The sequence below is a fragment of the Mammaliicoccus sp. H-M34 genome (assembly GCF_022386495.1).
GTDB classification, from domain to species: Bacteria; Bacillota; Bacilli; order Staphylococcales; family Staphylococcaceae; genus Mammaliicoccus; species Mammaliicoccus fleurettii.
The window spans coordinates 38,518-55,731 of sequence record NZ_JAJNIK010000010.1; the positions used below are offsets into that span (position 1 = coordinate 38,518).

General features: G+C 30.4%; 19 protein-coding genes. 14 read left to right on the forward strand and 5 right to left on the reverse strand.

All coding sequences use genetic code 11. The annotated features are described in order from the left end of the window. Positions 1 to 19 precede the first annotated feature (19 nt). Both LQ608_RS11060 and LQ608_RS11065 read left to right on the forward strand, forming a co-directional pair. Positions 20 to 1,456, forward strand: coding sequence for a PTS transporter subunit EIIC (locus LQ608_RS11060; RefSeq protein WP_239751937.1), 1,437 nt, complete (start codon positions 20 to 22; stop codon positions 1,454 to 1,456). A gap of 5 nt (positions 1,457 to 1,461) precedes the next feature. Then, positions 1,462 to 2,313 carry a MurR/RpiR family transcriptional regulator gene (locus LQ608_RS11065; protein ID WP_115337123.1) on the forward strand — a complete coding sequence of 284 codons (852 nt, stop codon included), beginning with the start codon at positions 1,462 to 1,464 and terminating at the stop codon, positions 2,311 to 2,313. A 107-nt stretch (positions 2,314 to 2,420) separates the two neighbouring features. Here the strand turns inward: LQ608_RS11065 and LQ608_RS11070 are convergent, their stop codons facing one another. Further along, entirely contained in the window at positions 2,421 to 3,377 is a 957-nt protein-coding gene (locus LQ608_RS11070) for an ornithine cyclodeaminase family protein (protein ID WP_239751939.1), read from the reverse strand. A 114-nt stretch (positions 3,378 to 3,491) separates the two neighbouring features. Here LQ608_RS11070 and LQ608_RS11075 point away from each other — a divergent pair, with 114 nt between their 5' ends. The 3 genes from LQ608_RS11075 to LQ608_RS11085 all read left to right on the forward strand — a co-directional run bounded on the left by LQ608_RS11075 (position 3,492) and on the right by LQ608_RS11085 (position 5,473). Next, the gene (locus LQ608_RS11075; protein ID WP_239751941.1) at positions 3,492 to 3,911 is read left to right on the forward strand and encodes an HTH domain-containing protein; all 420 of its coding nucleotides are present in this window, start codon (positions 3,492 to 3,494) and stop codon (positions 3,909 to 3,911) included. Positions 3,912 to 3,966: 55 nt separating this feature from the next. Beyond that, a complete protein-coding gene (locus LQ608_RS11080; RefSeq protein WP_078358074.1) occupies positions 3,967 to 4,263 on the forward strand; it encodes a hypothetical protein in 297 nt (98 codons plus the stop codon). A gap of 247 nt (positions 4,264 to 4,510) precedes the next feature. Next, entirely contained in the window at positions 4,511 to 5,473 is a 963-nt protein-coding gene (locus LQ608_RS11085) for an LCP family protein (protein WP_239751942.1), read from the forward strand. A 51-nt stretch (positions 5,474 to 5,524) separates the two neighbouring features. Here the strand turns inward: LQ608_RS11085 and LQ608_RS11090 are convergent, their stop codons facing one another. Beyond that, the gene (locus LQ608_RS11090) at positions 5,525 to 7,705 is read right to left on the reverse strand and encodes an AraC family transcriptional regulator (protein WP_239751943.1); all 2,181 of its coding nucleotides are present in this window, start codon (positions 7,703 to 7,705) and stop codon (positions 5,525 to 5,527) included. A 262-nt stretch (positions 7,706 to 7,967) separates the two neighbouring features. On the opposite strand from LQ608_RS11090, the gene LQ608_RS11095 reads away from it, so the two are divergent. Continuing rightward, positions 7,968 to 8,297 (forward strand): MarR family transcriptional regulator, encoded by a 330-nt coding sequence (locus LQ608_RS11095; RefSeq protein WP_078358077.1) that lies wholly within the window; start codon positions 7,968 to 7,970, stop codon positions 8,295 to 8,297. Between the two features lie 693 nt (positions 8,298 to 8,990). Here LQ608_RS11095 and LQ608_RS11100 read toward each other — a convergent pair. After that, positions 8,991 to 9,206, reverse strand: a complete 216-nt coding sequence (locus LQ608_RS11100) for a DUF2922 domain-containing protein (RefSeq protein ID WP_078358078.1) — start codon at positions 9,204 to 9,206, stop codon at positions 8,991 to 8,993. Positions 9,207 to 9,238: 32 nt separating this feature from the next. After that, a complete protein-coding gene (locus LQ608_RS11105) occupies positions 9,239 to 9,448 on the reverse strand; it encodes a DUF1659 domain-containing protein (protein ID WP_078358079.1) in 210 nt (69 codons plus the stop codon). A 136-nt stretch (positions 9,449 to 9,584) separates the two neighbouring features. On the opposite strand from LQ608_RS11105, the gene LQ608_RS11110 reads away from it, so the two are divergent. The 8 genes from LQ608_RS11110 to LQ608_RS11145 are packed head-to-tail and all read left to right on the forward strand — an operon-like array spanning position 9,585 to position 16,046. After that, entirely contained in the window at positions 9,585 to 10,136 is a 552-nt protein-coding gene (locus LQ608_RS11110) for a tyrosine-type recombinase/integrase (protein ID WP_107509449.1), read from the forward strand. Positions 10,137 to 10,154: 18 nt separating this feature from the next. Continuing rightward, positions 10,155 to 12,554, forward strand: coding sequence for a DUF4040 family protein (locus LQ608_RS11115; RefSeq protein WP_239751946.1), 2,400 nt, complete (start codon positions 10,155 to 10,157; stop codon positions 12,552 to 12,554). Further along, entirely contained in the window at positions 12,541 to 12,966 is a 426-nt protein-coding gene (locus LQ608_RS11120) for a monovalent cation/H+ antiporter subunit B (RefSeq protein WP_078358082.1), read from the forward strand. The genes LQ608_RS11115 and LQ608_RS11120 overlap by 14 nt, the downstream gene beginning before the upstream one ends. Further along, positions 12,963 to 13,310, forward strand: a complete 348-nt coding sequence (locus LQ608_RS11125; protein ID WP_078358083.1) for a Na(+)/H(+) antiporter subunit C — start codon at positions 12,963 to 12,965, stop codon at positions 13,308 to 13,310. The genes LQ608_RS11120 and LQ608_RS11125 overlap by 4 nt, the downstream gene beginning before the upstream one ends. Beyond that, a complete protein-coding gene (locus tag LQ608_RS11130) occupies positions 13,303 to 14,799 on the forward strand; it encodes a Na+/H+ antiporter subunit D (RefSeq protein ID WP_078358084.1) in 1,497 nt (498 codons plus the stop codon). The genes LQ608_RS11125 and LQ608_RS11130 overlap by 8 nt, the downstream gene beginning before the upstream one ends. A gap of 2 nt (positions 14,800 to 14,801) precedes the next feature. Next, complete coding sequence (locus LQ608_RS11135; RefSeq protein WP_078358085.1) at positions 14,802 to 15,284, forward strand: Na+/H+ antiporter subunit E; 483 nt, start codon at positions 14,802 to 14,804, stop codon at positions 15,282 to 15,284. Continuing rightward, a complete protein-coding gene (locus tag LQ608_RS11140; RefSeq protein WP_078358086.1) occupies positions 15,284 to 15,577 on the forward strand; it encodes a monovalent cation/H+ antiporter complex subunit F in 294 nt (97 codons plus the stop codon). Before LQ608_RS11135 ends, LQ608_RS11140 begins: the two co-directional genes overlap by 1 nt. Continuing rightward, a complete protein-coding gene (locus LQ608_RS11145; protein WP_078358087.1) occupies positions 15,555 to 16,046 on the forward strand; it encodes a Na+/H+ antiporter subunit G in 492 nt (163 codons plus the stop codon). The genes LQ608_RS11140 and LQ608_RS11145 overlap by 23 nt, the downstream gene beginning before the upstream one ends. A gap of 246 nt (positions 16,047 to 16,292) precedes the next feature. Here LQ608_RS11145 and mntC read toward each other — a convergent pair whose 3' ends face one another. Further along, complete coding sequence (gene mntC / locus LQ608_RS11150; RefSeq protein ID WP_239751948.1) at positions 16,293 to 17,210, reverse strand: manganese ABC transporter substrate-binding lipoprotein MntC; 918 nt, start codon at positions 17,208 to 17,210, stop codon at positions 16,293 to 16,295. Between the last annotated feature and the right edge of the window lie 4 nt (positions 17,211 to 17,214).

A 17,214-nucleotide genomic window follows, 5' to 3' on the forward strand; every position in this document is an offset into this window, starting at 1 on the left:
ACAAAGGGGTGTGTAGGTTATGTCAAAAGAAAGAGATATTGCACAAGACATATTGAAAGAAGTCGGGGGAAGAGATAACTTAGACAAAGTTATTCATTGTATGACACGTGTCAGAATGAATATCGTTGACTATAGTAAAGTAGATGTTGAAGGACTAAAGAATATTAAAGGTGTTATGGGTGTTGTAGAAGATGACATGCTTCAAGTGGTTATTGGACCGGGAACTGTTAATAAAGTAGCAAATGAAATGAGTTCAATAATTGGGGTACCTTTAGGGGAAGAGATTAAACATAAAGCATCAAATAAAGAACAAGTTGAAAAAGAAGCGGATTTATTTAAACAAAATATAAATAAAAAGAATCAAACGCCGTTTAAAAAAGTATTAAGATCAATCGCGAATATATTTGTACCATTAATACCTGCTTTCGTTGGTGCAGGTTTAATCGGTGGAATTGCAGCAGTACTCTCAAACTTGTTAGCAGCAGGAACAATAGATGGTGCTTCATGGGAACAATTTGTTTTAGTATTTAATATTATTAAAAATGGTATTTTCGCATACTTAGTTATCTATGTTGGTATCAATGCAGCTAGAGAATTTGGTGCTACACCTGGACTTGGTGGTGTAATCGGTGGTACTACAATGCTAACTGGTATGGATCCAGAAAGTCCGATAAAGAACATTTTCAACGGTGAACCATTAGCAGCAGGACAAGGCGGTGTAATCGGTGTTATCATCGCTGTTTGGATATTATCAATAATAGAAAAGAAACTACACAAAATCGTCCCAAGTGCTGTAGATATTATTGTTACACCAACTGTTACACTATTTATAATGGGTCTTGCTACGATTTTCATAATCATGCCAATAGCTGGATTTATTTCTAACGGTTTGTTAGGTATTATTGATTGGGTGCTTAATATAGGTGGAGCATTTAGTGGATTTGTATTAGGTGCAACATTCTTACCACTTGTAATGTTTGGACTACATCAAGTCTTAACACCTATTCATATTGAAATGATTAATCAATCTGGAGCTACTTATCTGTTACCAATATTAGCAATGGCAGGTGCAGGACAAGTAGGTGCTGCGTTTGCATTATGGTTTAAATGTAGAAAAAATAAAAAAATTATTAATTTATTAAAAGGTGCTTTACCAGTAGGTATTTTAGGAATTGGTGAACCATTAATTTACGGTGTTACGTTACCATTAGGTAGACCATTTATTACTGCTTGTATAGGTGGCGGTATAGGTGGAGCTGTCATCGGTGGCATTGGTCAGATTGGTGCAACAGCAATTGGACCAAGTGGGGTATCATTGATTCCTTTAATTTCTGATAATATGTATTTAGGGTATATTGCAGGATTATTAGCAGCTTATCTAGGAGGATTTGTTGCAACATTCTTATTTGGCACAAATAAAGAAATGACTGCACCACAAGAATTGGAAGAGGACTAATTTATATGGAACATCAACATTTACTCATATTTATAAAAGAACAAATGTCTCATTTAACAAAACATGAAAAACGAATTGCTGAATATTTCATCAATCATCCTGAAAAGACGATTAATTTAAGTGCTAAAGAACTAGGGAAACTAACAAATACAAGTGCAGCTTCCGTTATTAGATGTACACATAAATTGGACTTTAAAGGTTTCACAGATTTGAAATTAGCGATTTCTAGATACTTGCCTCAACATGAACAAAGTATTTATCAAGAAATTAAACAAGATGAAACGGTCGATTCAATAAGTAAGAAGTTGATCACAAGAGCTTCACATACACTTGAAATGACAGAAAAAAATATTTCTAATGAAAGTATTAATCAAATTGTTGATCAATTATATAATACACATACAATTATAGTATTTGGCGTAGGTGCTTCTAGTTTAGTGGCACAAGATTTATACCAAAAATTCACAAGAATAGGTAAGCAAGTTATCCATTCACTAGATACACACTTTTTAGCCACAGCTATCGCTTCACATAGTAAAAGTTGTGTATTAATTGGAATTTCAAATTCAGGTGAGAACAAAGAGACCATTTCATTAGCGAAAGTTGCTAAAAAATATGGAGTACAAACTGTTGTGCTTACACAATCAGAAAAATCTACATTAGCTAAAACATCTGACTTTTATTTAATACACGATGCAAGCTCAGAAAAAAGTTTGAGACTTGCAGCTACAAGTTCTCTTATTTCTCAGCTAATGACAATAGATATACTGTTTTATAGTTATCTATCTAGAAATTATGATGACCATGTAGTGACAATGAGTAAAACAAGAGATGCAGTTGAATTATATTTAGAATAAAAATTTCATCAAAAAAGCGCCCATTCCGTTTGATATTATCTTGCGGAGTGGGCGCTTTTTAATTTCTAATTTATAAAAGTAATATATGGATTCTTTATCTATAAAATCTAAGACAGCAACTTCTTAAATACGCCAACGCCAACTGCTAAATCGAAATGGGCAGCACCGACGGATTTAAATATCGTAATTTCATGTTCATCAGTTCGGCCATCTATATTGCCTAATGCTAGTTGTTGTAAATCACTGTATGCATTATCAAAACTAAAGTGACCATCTTTTTCAGCTTGAATAAATTCTCCTGCTTCTGTTTTTGCGCCATTTATATCATCAAAAACTATTTTAGATGACTGTTCTATCGCTTTAATATCAATTTCACGCATTGAAGGTTGATAAGAACCAACACCATTAATATGTGCACCTTGTTTCAAATCTATAGCGTCAAATACCGATTCATTTGAACGTGTTGCACAGTTTATAATGTCGCTTTGCTTTACTACTTCTTGGACATCTTTAACGACATTGATTTCTGCATTAATACCAAATTTGATTAGTTTTTCTTTAAAAATTTCTGCTTTTTCATTTGTTCTATTATATAGATATATTTGTTCAATATTTCTTACTTCAAGTATTCCTAAAACTTGTTCAAAAGCCATTCCACCAGTACCAATAACACCAAGTACTCGGCTATCTTTACGACTTAAGTAATGAGTTGCGATACCACTTAAAGCACCAGTTCTTAACCTTGTTAAGTAACTGGCATCAATTAATGCTTTATGTTGACCAGTTTCTAATTCAGTAATTAAAATTTTTCCTTGAGTTGTCGGTAAATTTAATTTTGGATTATCTGGAAAAATAGAAATGATTTTATTTGTTCCGAGCTTTTCATTTAAATCTAAACATGGCATATAAAGCATTGCGTTATGTGTATCAGGAAGCTCCATAACTGTTCGATGTTCAACTAAAATTTGGCCTTGTTCTAATTTGGGGAATAAGTCCTGAGTATCTCGTATAGCATCTGCCATTAAGTATTGCTTTTCAATTTCAGAATCCGATAATATATGCATATGTAATCGCACCTTTCTTAATATTAGTGTAATTACAACATATCATGTTATAGATATCATTGCTTATTTTTTCTATATTGGGGTATATAAAATAGTAATGAAGGAAGTGATATGATGGCTAAAATAGATAAAAAAAATTATGCTGAAAGAATACAAAATGTCTCAAATAAATATGAGATAAGTGATAAACAATTAAGGAAACTATTGAATCTACCAAAAGAAAAGTATGAATTATTGTTACAAGGCAATCAAGGTGTACTAACTGACAAACAAAGAAATGATATTGATAAAAGACTAAATTACTTTGATTCAATTGGTGAGAATAAAGATGCATTAAAATATAGTAAGTACTATATTGAAAAAACGTTAAAAAAAGAGTATAATTTAACTAATAAATCTATTGCCAAATTATGTAATGTAAAAAAGAAAACAATAAATAGATTATTAAAAAATAAAAAAATTGATCGTAAGGAAGAAAGAAATCTCATATTAAATATTCTTCAACTCTATGAAACTTTAAAAACAGTCAACTAAGTGGTTATCATAATATTTCATATTTTTTAGAATTAAAGAAAGTTAGAGTGGAATTATGAAACAAGTTGAAATTATAAGAATCTTAGATGATACGACATTTGTTATTAATGCAGGAACAAATAAAGGTATTGAACCAGGTTATTTTATTGATGTTTTGAAGACGGATAAATCGTATAATTATATTGCAAAAGTAGAAGAAGTCTATCCAGATTTATCTCTATGTAAAAGATATGGGGAACAGCGATTATTTTATGGAGACATTGTTAGAATCAGATATCCTGACGATAATCAAATAACGACTAAAGTCATTAAATCTAAAACTAGTAAAAAAAGACGTAAAAAGAGAGGATGAGATCGCCGAATCTCATCCTCTTTCCCGTTTAATATGTCTAAAAAAATTTAAAACAAGTAACGTTGTAGATTTACAAGAATACTTTATCATAGAATGTATAGATTTTCCAGAAATAAGTAGGTTGATTTAGTATAAATTTACAATCTTTTGGATTTGTATTTAAATTGTGCACATAATTAATTTGATATTGGCAAAGATTGAAAAATAAATGTATAATAAAGAAAAAAATAGATTGGACTGAGCACACGTGGCAAATCAATATGAGCGTTCGACGAAAAAACCAAAGTCTGCAGCGTTTAAAATAGTAACGACAATCGTCATTATTTTATTACTTCTGTTCTTAATTGCTTTGGCATTTTTTGTATATAAATTCTTTGCATTAGGTAATTCAATACATAATCCATTAGACAGAGATAAATCAGAGTTAAGAAAGAAAGCTGTGGATGTAAATGGAGATCCAATATCCATTGCTTTATTCGGAGTAGATTCAGATTCTACAAGAGCAGCTCAAGGCGGCGGGGAAAGATCAGATTCAATCGTTTTATTATCAATTAACCCTGATAAGAAAAAGACTGTTATGGTAAGTATTCCTCGAGATACAAGAGCAGAAATAGTTGGTCAAGATTCTGTTGAAAAGATTAACCATGCGTATGCATATGGTGGTCCGAAAATGGCTATTAACTCATTAGAGAAACTTATGAATGTACCAGTTGACCATTATGCATCAATTAATATGGATGGTGTTGAAGAATTAGTCGATCAAGCTGGTGGCGTAACTGTTACAAGTAATGCAACTTTTACAGTTAAAGGGAATTCATATGTTAAAGGTCAAAAATATAAACTAGATGGAAAAGAAGCATTAGCATTTATTAGAAGTAGAAAAGAAGATGGTGCTGGTGGTGACTTTGGAAGACAAGAACGTCAACAACTTGTTATTCAAGCTTTAGCAAACGAATTAGTTAGTGTTGGTTCATTACCAAAAATCAATCAGATCTTTGATACATTAGGTGATAATGTTCAAACAGATTTAAAGATTTCTCAAATCAACAGTTTAAGATCTAAATATAGTGATGCATTAGATAATGTAGATAGAAACCAATTAGAAGGTCAAGATACAATTTTAGATGACGGATTATATTACTTCGTACCTAGCGATTCTAGTAAAAAAGAAGTAGTAGATAATTACCGTGCTAACTTAGAATTAGATTAATAAAAAAGTAGAAATTCTTCCAAGAAGAATTTCTACTTTTTTTATTGTTAATTATCCTTGATTTTGAACAATTAACAATTTGATACCATTTGTTTTTATATAATACGTTTCGTCTATATTATTACTATTGTAGTCTGCCATTTCTATGTCGGGTGAGCAATATCTATCTAACAAAACGGTGTTCAAATAATCTAAATTACCATGATTGTGGTCTAATTTCCTTATTGCTTTAAATATATTACCGTTATCTTGATCAAAAGTAATCTTAGTAACTCTAAATTTGTCGAAAGGTATATCACTATAAGATAAAATAACACTTATATTATTTTGGTAATTTATATCATGAGGGTGATAGAGCTCATAATTGTACAATAAGAAAAAGATTTTGTTATGTATTTCAAATTTAACGTAATTCGGTCCTTCATAAAAGTGTTGTTCGTTAAAATGGCTCAATATAGTTAACAAATAATTTGTTGGACTTTTGCAATGATATTTTAAATATAAAGAAAGTGGTTGCTCTATTGATGCATATTTAGGTGATGATTCTTCCATTAACCAGAACCCTATACCGGAAATATAATTAGTAATATTTAATAAATGTTTCAACATTATTGAAGCATTAAAATAAAAGTTGCTACTTGTGTATGTATCGCCATTTAAAATATTCCATTCTAAAGGTATAACTTCTTTATTAAATGATTTTAAATATGACATATTTTGAATGAGTATTTCTGTATATTCATTTGTGATTTTTGTAATATCATAATGACTCATTTCATCTAGTTTATATAGACTATTAAAATTGTAACTTAAAGCAAAACCATCTATTTCATTAAAATGACAGACTTCCATATTCAAATCCTCATATATATTCTCAAAAGGATTTGGTGCATTGATCATAATCTTAATGTCATTAAGTCTATCTTTTGTTTCTCTTATTTGCTGCCTGATTTGATAAACAACGTCATAATTTATATCAAAGAATATTTCTCCATTTTTATTATAAAAATAATTATGTATCGTATCTATTAGTTCATGCCAGTTTGTTTTAAATTTAGTATCGTTTAAATCAATATCGTATAATTTTATAGATGGAATAATTCGAGTATCTGAAAACATACTTAAACAAAAACCTAAATTTTGTTTATAAATTTCTTTATGTTCATCATTGAAGAATTTCTTTACTGAACAGTGAATGATGATAATAGGGGTTTGAGTCATTTTTTCTACATTTTCTAAAATTTCACCTAGAAAAGGTGTGTAGAAATCATAAACATCGCCAATATGTAAATATGTCTTATGATTAGCTCTTAATGTTTTAAGTGGACCATCATTAAAAGACATTTTTTTATATTCATGTACGAAAGATCTATTTTGCATCATTTTTTGCAATTTAGAAATGAGTAAAGCCTTATAATCATTAGAAAGATTTTCATTTTCTTTATTAATTTTGTGTTTTTTATATTGTAATCTATATTGGTTCGGTGTTACATGAAATTGTTCCTTAAACTGTCGATTAAAATTGTGATAACTGGAGAAACCATGACTATTAGCAATTTGTTCAACCTTGAATTGACTGAACAATAAAGCATAAGTTGCTTGGAATAATCTCGTTTCTTTTAAATACTGAATAAATGTCGTTCCCATTTGTTTCGAGAATTCTCGTGATAAATGTTCTGGAGAAATATAGAACTGGCTTGCTACACTATTGAGTGAAAGCCTTTCATGATAATGCTGGTCAATATATTGTTTAACTTTATATATAAGGCTACTTAACTTGATTTCGATTTGTCCATAGTTTTTAGTATCAACTTTAAATCGTTCATACAAAATTTTATAAATTTCTACCACATAATGACTACGCCTAATTTTTACGTTGGTTAAATCTGCTAATATAGCTCTAATAAACAAATCTTTAATTTGGTGTTTAAATCTATCTAATTCATTGGTTTTTGTAGTTCTAGGAATTTTAAAGACGAAAGCTTCCTCTCCACTTAAACTTTCCATCATTGAGTAACTAATATGAAGAATAGCAACTAAACCATTATTAATAATAGGTAAATAGTTATCATTATCTTGTAAATAGAATAATTCTCCGACATTAAAAGTATAGCTCGTATGATTTAAAGTTAAATCTGTTTTTCCTTCTAAAATAAAACATAGTGCACCAAATCCTGGTTTTTTAGGATTAATAATGCTTTCTTTATGTAAAGTAATCTCGTAATTATACAAATAACCACCTCATGGAAAGACAAATATTGGAATATAACATCAAATATCGTCATATTTTAAATGTTTATACTATCATAATATCAAAAAAAGTAATTATATGTTACCTGATTCGTTGAAAAAGATAAGTTGTATTATAATAAATCAAATATTCTAATCGATTTAATCAAAATATGAATTTAAAACGGGTTACAATAATAATTAATGAAATTTATGTATTGCGAACTATTAAAAATCGGGAGAATTTAAAACAGGAGGGTTTGAAGTGGCAGAAATATTTAACAAAACAATTCAAGAAATGATAGATTATGAAAATAAAATAACAAATTTAAAAAATGATAAACGCTTATCGCTAGTTGAATTTATTATATTAGAAGAAATATTCAGAGCTAAAGAAATCACGATAAAAGAAATACTAAACGGAAAATTAACAGAACTCGAAACGAGACCTTCAAATATAGGTACAAACTTAGCAAAGTTATATAGAAAAGGTTTAATAGATAAATATAGAAGTGATCTTGATGAAAGAAAAGTATATTACTTCATGGATGAAAAGCATAAAGAGAACTATAAAGCACTCGTTCAAGATATTTAACAAAAAGAAGAATTCTCAAATAAAGAGAGCTAATCCATATTTTTCGGATTAGCTCTCTTTTCTTTATTTATAAAATCTACGATTTTGTTCGTGCATGCTTGCCAGAGGGTATGGTTCGAGCCTGTAGTCTCTCACGCATACTATTTCCTCAGGCGTCAGCACTTCACAAAATCGTTACCAATATCTAATTTTATAAAATCTTACGATTTTGTATGTGCATGCTTGCCTAGGGGTATGGTTCGAGCCTGTAGTCTCTCACACATACTATTCCCTCAGGCGTTAGCACTTTACAAAATCGTTACCAATATCTATTTTTATAAAATCTTGCGATTTTGTACGTGCATGCTTGCCTAGGGTATGGCTCGAGCCTGTAGTCTCTCACGCATACTGTCCCCTCAGGCGTCAGCACTTTACAAAATCGTTACCAATATCTATTTTCACAAAAAAATAAAGCACTTTCGTATAATTTAATTGATCATGACAAAAACTAAATTAACGAGGTGCTTTATGTATAAAAACCTTTCACACATCTTCTGATATGTGTGAATATAGCTACCCATGCTTACTCATCTTCTGATATGTGTGAATATGACTACCCTTGCTTACACATCTTCCGACTTGTGTAAAAATAAATGACCAAATACTAAAAGGCTGAGACAATTAATTTGTCTCAGCCACTTTTTTGTATATAGATTATTTAATTAAAGGGCGAGTATTACGCTCTATATATTGCGCTGAATGGATTGAAACTAATTCTCCTTTAGATAAATTAAATAAGTTTAGTTTCATGATTTTATTCATCGCTTGCTCTACAAATTCTTTTGTTAAATCTGCTTTTGGATTTTGAATTTGGAGTGTAAATGTTTTTTCAGTTGATGTCTTAAATGTTAATTCTAATACTCTTCTCATGTTTTCACCTCCTAACTTATTATCAGATAGTATTAATTTTCTATCTGAATTGTTTTGACGATATAAGCATCTTTGAACTTTTCGTCGCTTAATGTTTCGATGATAGCTTTAAAAGTTTTGACTTGTTCAGGAGTAACGTTTAAATTAATTGCATTAAATTTTCGTTGAACAGTTTTCACTTTAGAGGCTTCGTCTAAATATTGATGTAATAATATGATGTTAATGTCTTTAACTGTTTCCATAATTAATACCTCCTTTCAACTTATATATCGAAATATCTTTGTAAAAACGACAAAAAAAGGTAAAAATTTCTTTCATGTTACTCAAATATATATTATTATTAATATGTACCTTAATTAGGAAGGATGGACAAATTGCATGCAACAAGTATCTCCAATTAAGAATAAAGACGATATAAGAGCAATGTATGAAGTGCTTAAATCACATAGTGAAAGAGATTATTTATTGTTTAGCTTGGCTATTCATACTGGAATGAAAGTTAATCAATTATTGACTTTAACTGTTCAGGATTTATTAGATGAGGATAATGATATTAAATATAATTGGATTAATGATGAGAAGGATTTAATAAGAGTTGTCATTCCTCTACATTTAAGATCGAGTTTGTCATCTTTTATAAGGGAAGAAGGGCTTAAGAGAGACGACTTTGTATTTATGTCCATCAAAACAAAAAAACAATTATCGAGACAACAAGCGTATAGAATTATTCATGTGGCTGCTGAAGAGGTAGGGCTCAAGAATATTGGGTTATACTCGTTAAGAAAAACTTTTGCATATCATGCTTTCAAATCCGGGATTTCTGTATCTATTATTCAAAAGTATCTTGGACATCAATCTTTACTAGAGACACTAAAATTTATTGACGTAACGACTATTAAAAAAGAAACGACAATAGAACTTAATATATAGAGAGAAAGGAGTTAGTGTATGGCTTTAGTATGGCTGTTTTTAATGATTATAGTTGTAATGTCAATTGTACTTATGACTATGAATACAAAGTTTAGTCGATTTGCAGGTTGGCTAAGTTTAATTGCTCCAGTACTTAGTTCCATATATTTTCTTAGCCAAATTAGGAATGTTTATACTGGAAATATAGTTACTTATTTTCAAGAATGGATACCTATCATTGATGTTAATTTAGATTTTCGACTTGATGGCTTATCTTTAATTTTTGCACTTCTTATTTCATTAATTGGTGCAGGTGTTTTCCTTTATGCCATTTATTACTTATCTCATGAAAAAGATAACCTCCCAAGATTTTATACGTATTTATTAATGTTTATGCTCGCAATGTTAGGCGTAGTACTTTCTAATAATACAATTTTGTTATATACATTTTGGGAATTGACGAGTATTTCATCATTCTTACTTATTTCATATTGGTATCAACGTGGGAAAAGTCAAGAAGGTGCTTTGAAATCATTTTTAATCACTGTTTTTGGTGGAATGGCTATGTTAGTAGGTTTAATTCTGCTATATAGCATTACGGGTACGAATACAATTACTGAACAAGTGGGTATGGTTGATAAAATATTTGAATCACCATGGTTTGTACTTGCAGTCATTTTAATCTTACTCGGAGCATTTACGAAGTCAGCACAGTTTCCATTCCATATTTGGTTACCGGATGCTATGGAAGCACCAACGCCAGTAAGTGCTTATTTACATTCAGCAACAATGGTTAAAGCAGGACTTTATTTATTATTAAGATTCACACCAATTATTGGTCAAAGTGAATGGGTTGTTTATACAGTTGTTACAGTTGGGTTAGTTACTTTATTGGTAGGATCTTTCTTTGCAGTAAATAAGAAAGACTTAAAAGCAATGCTAGCTTATTCTACAATCAGTCAGCTCGGTATGATTATGACGATGATTGGTTTAGGATTACTTGCTTTAAACAGTAATTTTAAAGCGGATAATGAAATCTTTTTAGCAAGTTTGTTTGCAGCATTATTCCATTTAATTAATCACGCTATTTTCAAAAGTGTGCTATTTATGGGTGTCGGCATTATTGACCATGAAACAGGCACAAGAGATGTTAAAAAGCTAGGTGGATTACGAAAAATTATGCCAATAACAGCAGTTGTTATGACGATAAGTGCACTGTCTATGGCTGGTATTCCATTGTTTAATGGTTTTTTAAGTAAAGAAGCATTTTTTACTAGTTTAGTGGAAACAGGACATACTGAAATATTTAATCAAGTAATGTCCATTGTAATGATATCAGCTGGATTTATAGGCAGCATTTTTACATTTGTTTATTGTATTAAGTTAATTAAAGAACCATTCTTTGGACAAATTAAAAAAGAACAATTACCTAAAGTACCTCGTCATGATGGCGGTGGATTGTTAATTGCACCATTTATAATCGTGTTGTTTGTACCGACAATTTTCTTTGTTCCTAATATATTAGGAGAATATTTAATTGGACCAGCGTTAAGAGATATATTCCAAGATGATCAAGTTATGAATCATTTACCTCATATTAGTGCATGGCATGGTTTCACAGTAGAATTATTCTTAACATTAGGTATTTATATCTGTGGTACATTACTTGTGCTATTTCCTAAATGGGATGTCATATATAGTAAGTTTTCTAAACAACTTGAAATTAATACGCTTTATTCACAAGGTATGAGTTTATTAGATAGAGTAAGTACGTTCTCAATTCAAAGTATAATGAACAATAAATTGAATCAATACTTGCACATTATATATATTATATTCTTTGTCATAATGGGATACGGTATTTATCAAGTAGGTATTTATGATATAGCTTATTATCATATTACAGATGCTTCAACATTTGAAATTATTATTTTAATTAATATCGTGATAACTGCGACAGCATTAATGTTTATTCGTGAAAGAATGACGATGACCATCTTAAACGGTGTAATAGGATATTCAATAGCAGTGGTATTTATATTTATGAAAGCACCAGATTTAGCACTTACACAATTAGTAATTGAAACGATCACAACAGTGTTATTTTTATTAGTATTTTACCATTTGCCAAACGTACAAAAGGATAATCCTCATGTGTTAAGTGAAGTGTTTAAATTAACGATTTCTTTATTAATGGCAGTATTTGTCGTAATCTTCGTTATTATGATGCAACAAGATAGTTTATTCGACAAAATTTCATTTTATTATGAGCATGCCGACGAATTAGCAGGCGTTAAAAATATAGTAAACGGTATACTCGGAGACTTTAGAGCACTCGATACAATGTTAGAAGGTATTGTTATTTTGATTGCTGGTTTAGGTATATTCACTTTAGTTAAATTTAAGATAAGAAAGGGTGATCCTAATGAAAGAAAATGATGTGGTATTAGAAACGATATCCAAAATAGCCATTTTTATTATTTTGACGTTTGGATTTTATATTTTTCTTGCAGGTCATGATAACCCTGGTGGAGGATTTATAGGTGGACTTGTTTTTAGTTCAGCCTTTATCTTAATGTTTTTAGCTTTTGATGTTGAAACAGTTGTCCAATCAATGCCGTTGGATTTTAGAGCAGTGACGATTATTGGTTGTTTAATCTCTATCGGAACTGGTATTATACCAATATTTTTTGGTCATCCAATGTTAACTCACGAAGACGGTTATGTCACATTACCGCTATTAGGTGAAATTCATATATCAAGTGTTACACTATTTGAGCTAGGTATACTACTCACTGTAGTTGGAGCTGTTGTAACAATCATGCTTGCGATTAGTGGTGATAACAGTTGAATTTAATACTTGTAATTATAATAGGTGTACTGACCTTTGTAGGAACATATATGATTTTATCTAAGAACTTAATTCGAATTGTTATCGGGACAGCAATTTATACACACGTAGCAAACTTAATGATTTTATCAATGAGCGAATTTGGTGGGAAGAATGTCCCTCTTATAAATGGAGAAGGTAAAGATTATGTAGACCCTTTACCACAAGCGCTAATATTGACTGCAATCGTTATAGGTTTTGCTATTACAGCATTTTTACTTGTTCTAGTATATAGAACATTTAAGTTAACGAAAGTGAACAGAATAGAGGCGTTACGCGGTGAGGATGAAGATGTAGATGAATAATTTAATATTAATACCATTACTCGTTCCTTTAATTACTGGGTTAATACTGTTCTTCTTTAAAGAACGTTTAACGTTAACTAGACGTATCGCGATATCGAGTTTAACAATTACAACATTAATAACTGCTTGGATGTTAATAGAAGTTAGTTTAAATAAAGCGTTAGTAATTAATTTTGGGGACTGGCAACCACCATTTGGAATACAATTCGTAGGTGATGAACTTGGGCTATTGTTCACTACTGTTTCTTGTTTTGTTGTGACAGTTATTATTTATTTTGGTTTTGGTAAACGAGAAAGAATAGCAAATAAATATTTTTTACCATCTTTTATACTATTTTTACTAACTGGTGTTAATGGTAGTTTTCTTACAGCAGATATATTTAATTTGTATGTTATGTTTGAAATTATGCTCTTAGCCTCATTTGTATTACTAACACTGGGGCAATCTATTGAACAGTTGAGAGCTAGTATTATCTATGTTGTAATTAACGTCGTAAGCTCATGGTTCTTCTTGATGGGTGTTGCTTATTTATATGGTACGTTAGGTACTTTGAATTTTGGCCATATAGCTATGAGAGTGAGCGAAAGTAATCAACCAGCGACAGTTACTTTAGTGGCAATTATTATGATATTTGTATTTGGTGGTAAGGCTGCTCTTGTAATGTTTATGTGGTTGCCAAAAGCGTATGCTGCATTAAACACAGAACTAGCTGCATTATTTGCAAGTCTTATGACTAAAGTTGGTGTATATGCGTTACTTAGAATAATGGTACTTATGTTTGATGAGAAGCCAGACGTTACGCATTTTCTACTATATATAATGGCTATTATTACGATGATTATCGGTAGCATAGGTGTATTAGGATTTAAAGATATTAAAAAAATTGCTGCATACCAAGTAATTTTGTCTATTGGTTTTGCAGTACTTGGTTTAAGTGCAAATAATAGTGACGGTATAACTGGCGCTATCTTCTATGTCAGCCATGATATGATAATCAAAACTTTACTATTCTTAATCATAGGTACATTTGTATTATTAGCTGGAACGAGATATTATGACCAATTTGGTGGTCTCATTAAATACTATCCAAGTCTAGGCGTTATATTCTTTATAACTATACTATCTATCGGTGGTGTACCTCCATTTAGTGGATTTCCTGGGAAATTATTAATTATAAAAGGTGCTTTAGAGAATGGTTATACAATCGGTGTCATTGTGATGATTCTTTCAAGTGTAATCGCTATGTACAGCTTACTGAGAGTATTCTTGGTGATGTATTTTGGAAGAGAAGGCATTCCACAAGCTGAGAGAGTTGTGCTATCTAAAAACAAACTTTATGCGATGGTTATATTGACTGTAGCAACAATTGTGTTGGGGATTGCTTCTCAATATGTTCTAGACATTTCAGAATTAGCTGCCCAATTTAATATAAATGAACAATCATATATTAAAGAAATTATTCCAAATGTAGAAGTGGAGGCGAAGTAATAATGGCACAACTATTATTAAATATTTTAATCGCCTTCTTATGGACTTTATTTCAAGATGAAGATACATTTCACTTATCAACTTTCATAGGTGGATATTTTATAGGGATATTTATTGTCTACTTGATGCATAGGTTTTTCGGTCATGTTTTCTATTTAAAAAAAGTATGGGTAATATTCAAATTTATTTGTGTTTACAACTATCAACTTGTAACTTCAAGTATGACAACTATAAACTATATTCTTTTCAAAACGAATAAAGTAAATCCAGGACTTGTAACTTATGAGACGACGTTGAAACATGATTGGGCTATTACATTGTTAACACTACTCATTATGTTAACGCCAGGATCAGTCGTGTTAAGACTCTCTCCTGATGGTAGGAGATTCTTTATTCATGCAATTGATGTTTCAGAAAAAGAAAAACAAATTCTAACTAAGCAAATTAAGAAATATGAGAAACTAATCTGGGAGGTGCTTAAATAATGTCATTTATCATTTTAACAATTATAAATACAGCACTTGTTATTTATGGTATTTCCATTGTTATAGTACTTTTTAGAACGATAATTGGACCAACTACAGCAGATAGAGTTATTGCTTTTGATGCAATTGGTGCAATATTAGTTTCAGTTGTGGGTGTATTAAGTATTGTTTTTGATACATTTAGCTACTTAGAAGCAAGTCTTATTATTGCGATACTTTCCTTCTTGAGTACAGTAGGTATTTCACGTTTCATAGAAGGGGGTCGTGTCTTTGAATCTAAGCGAGATCGTTAGTCTAATTGCAGCTTTATCTATATTGCTTGGTTCAATTGCAGCTTTAATAAGTGCAATAGGTATTGTTAGGTTTAGAGATACATTTCTAAGAAGTCATGCTGCAACTAAAAGCTCAACTTTATCAGTATTGCTTACATTAACAGGTGTATTTATCTATTTCTTAGTAACACAAGACTATTTCAGTGTTCGTACATTATTGACAATATTATTCTTATATTTAACATCACCAGTAGCAGGTCATATGATTATTAGATCAGCATACAATTCTGGTTCATATATGTATATGAAAGAGTTTACGAAAAAAGGAACATCATTAAACTTTAGATATGATCGAAAAGAAACTAAAAAAGATCGTAGAAAAAGAGCTGAAAAAAGACAGTTAATGAATGAAGCATTTTCTAAAAATGATAAAGAAACATTTAGCAAATATAAACAAGTTATGAAAAAAGATGACAAAACTTTAAAATAGCAAAAAGTCTGAGACAATTAATTTATATTATAGTGTCGGCAAAGTCGTGGACTTTGCCGGCATTTTTTTATGCGCATGCTTTCCGCGGGCATGTTCTCAGCCTGTAGTCTTCGAATCATGCTTTTCCCGCAGGAGTCAGCGCAAAATAATGCCGGCAATAAGTCGTTATTCTCTTTCTCATGCAAGGTGTCCATAAAAAAGTCTGAGACTATTAATTTGTCTCAGACTTTTTTATAAATTCAATAACTATTTCATACTATTGTGTATTGCTTTGGCGTTGTGTTCCATCATATTGTAGTATGAATTTCCTTTAGAGTCTTTTTTACCTATAGAATCTGTAAAGACTTCTTCTTTAATCTCAAGGTTCGTTTCTTCAGCTAATGTTTGCATACTTTTCTTATCTACACTTGTTTCTACGATTAATGATGATAGATGATTGTTTTTAACAAAATTAATGGCTTGTTTCATTTGATCTGGAGTGCCTTGTTTTTCTGTATTAATTTCCCATATGTAACCTGGTTTTATATGATACGTTTTTGCAAAATATTTAAAAGCACCTTCACTTGTAATGAATGCTCGTTTGTTCTCATCTATATCATTAAATTCATTTTTCATGTTGCTATGTAATTTATTAAGTTTATTTGTATAATTATCTGCATTCGATTTATAATCTTTACTATATTTTTCATCAATTTTACTCAGATGTTTTTCGATAGTATTTACATATTTAATACCATTTTCAATACTTAACCAAGCGTGAGGATCGATTTTATTTTTATCTCCTTCTCCACCTTTTAAGTAAATAGGTTTTACATCTTCTGTAGCTTGTATAACATTTTTGTCAGATATTTTTTTGCCAGCTTGTTCTAAGGCTTTTTCAAACCAACCATTTCCACTTTCAAGATTAAAGCCATTATATATGATAACATCGGCATCTGTAAGTTCTTTAACGTCTTGTGGTTTGATTTCATATTCATGTGGATCTTGACCAATGGGAACGATACTTGTGACTTTTGCGTTTGATTTAGTTACTTCTTTTGTCATATCAGCAAGTATAGAATTTGTAGTGACGACTTTTAAATGTTTATCATTTTTAGACGAAGACTGACTACATGCACTCAATAATAAGATGACAGCTATGAGTGAAAACAATAATTTTTTCATAATG

Excerpts from the sequence above, each read along its gene's own strand:
- LQ608_RS11105 (WP_078358079.1), bottom strand. The coding sequence starts at position 9,448 with ATGGAAACAGTTAAAGACATTAACATCATATTATTACATCAATATTTA.
- LQ608_RS11135 (WP_078358085.1), top strand. The coding sequence starts at position 14,802 with ATGGCACAACTATTATTAAATATTTTAATCGCCTTCTTATGGACTTTA.
- LQ608_RS11120 (WP_078358082.1), top strand. The coding sequence starts at position 12,541 with ATGAAAGAAAATGATGTGGTATTAGAAACGATATCCAAAATAGCCATT.
- LQ608_RS11060 (WP_239751937.1), top strand. The coding sequence starts at position 20 with ATGTCAAAAGAAAGAGATATTGCACAAGACATATTGAAAGAAGTCGGG.
- LQ608_RS11140 (WP_078358086.1), top strand. The coding sequence starts at position 15,284 with ATGTCATTTATCATTTTAACAATTATAAATACAGCACTTGTTATTTAT.
- LQ608_RS11115 (WP_239751946.1), top strand. The coding sequence starts at position 10,155 with ATGGCTTTAGTATGGCTGTTTTTAATGATTATAGTTGTAATGTCAATT.
- LQ608_RS11065 (WP_115337123.1), top strand. The coding sequence starts at position 1,462 with ATGGAACATCAACATTTACTCATATTTATAAAAGAACAAATGTCTCAT.
- mntC (WP_239751948.1), bottom strand. The coding sequence starts at position 17,210 with ATGAAAAAATTATTGTTTTCACTCATAGCTGTCATCTTATTATTGAGT.
- LQ608_RS11130 (WP_078358084.1), top strand. The coding sequence starts at position 13,303 with ATGAATAATTTAATATTAATACCATTACTCGTTCCTTTAATTACTGGG.
- LQ608_RS11110 (WP_107509449.1), top strand. The coding sequence starts at position 9,585 with ATGCAACAAGTATCTCCAATTAAGAATAAAGACGATATAAGAGCAATG.
- LQ608_RS11100 (WP_078358078.1), bottom strand. The coding sequence starts at position 9,206 with ATGAGAAGAGTATTAGAATTAACATTTAAGACATCAACTGAAAAAACA.
- LQ608_RS11075 (WP_239751941.1), top strand. The coding sequence starts at position 3,492 with ATGGCTAAAATAGATAAAAAAAATTATGCTGAAAGAATACAAAATGTC.
- LQ608_RS11080 (WP_078358074.1), top strand. The coding sequence starts at position 3,967 with ATGAAACAAGTTGAAATTATAAGAATCTTAGATGATACGACATTTGTT.
- LQ608_RS11070 (WP_239751939.1), bottom strand. The coding sequence starts at position 3,377 with ATGCATATATTATCGGATTCTGAAATTGAAAAGCAATACTTAATGGCA.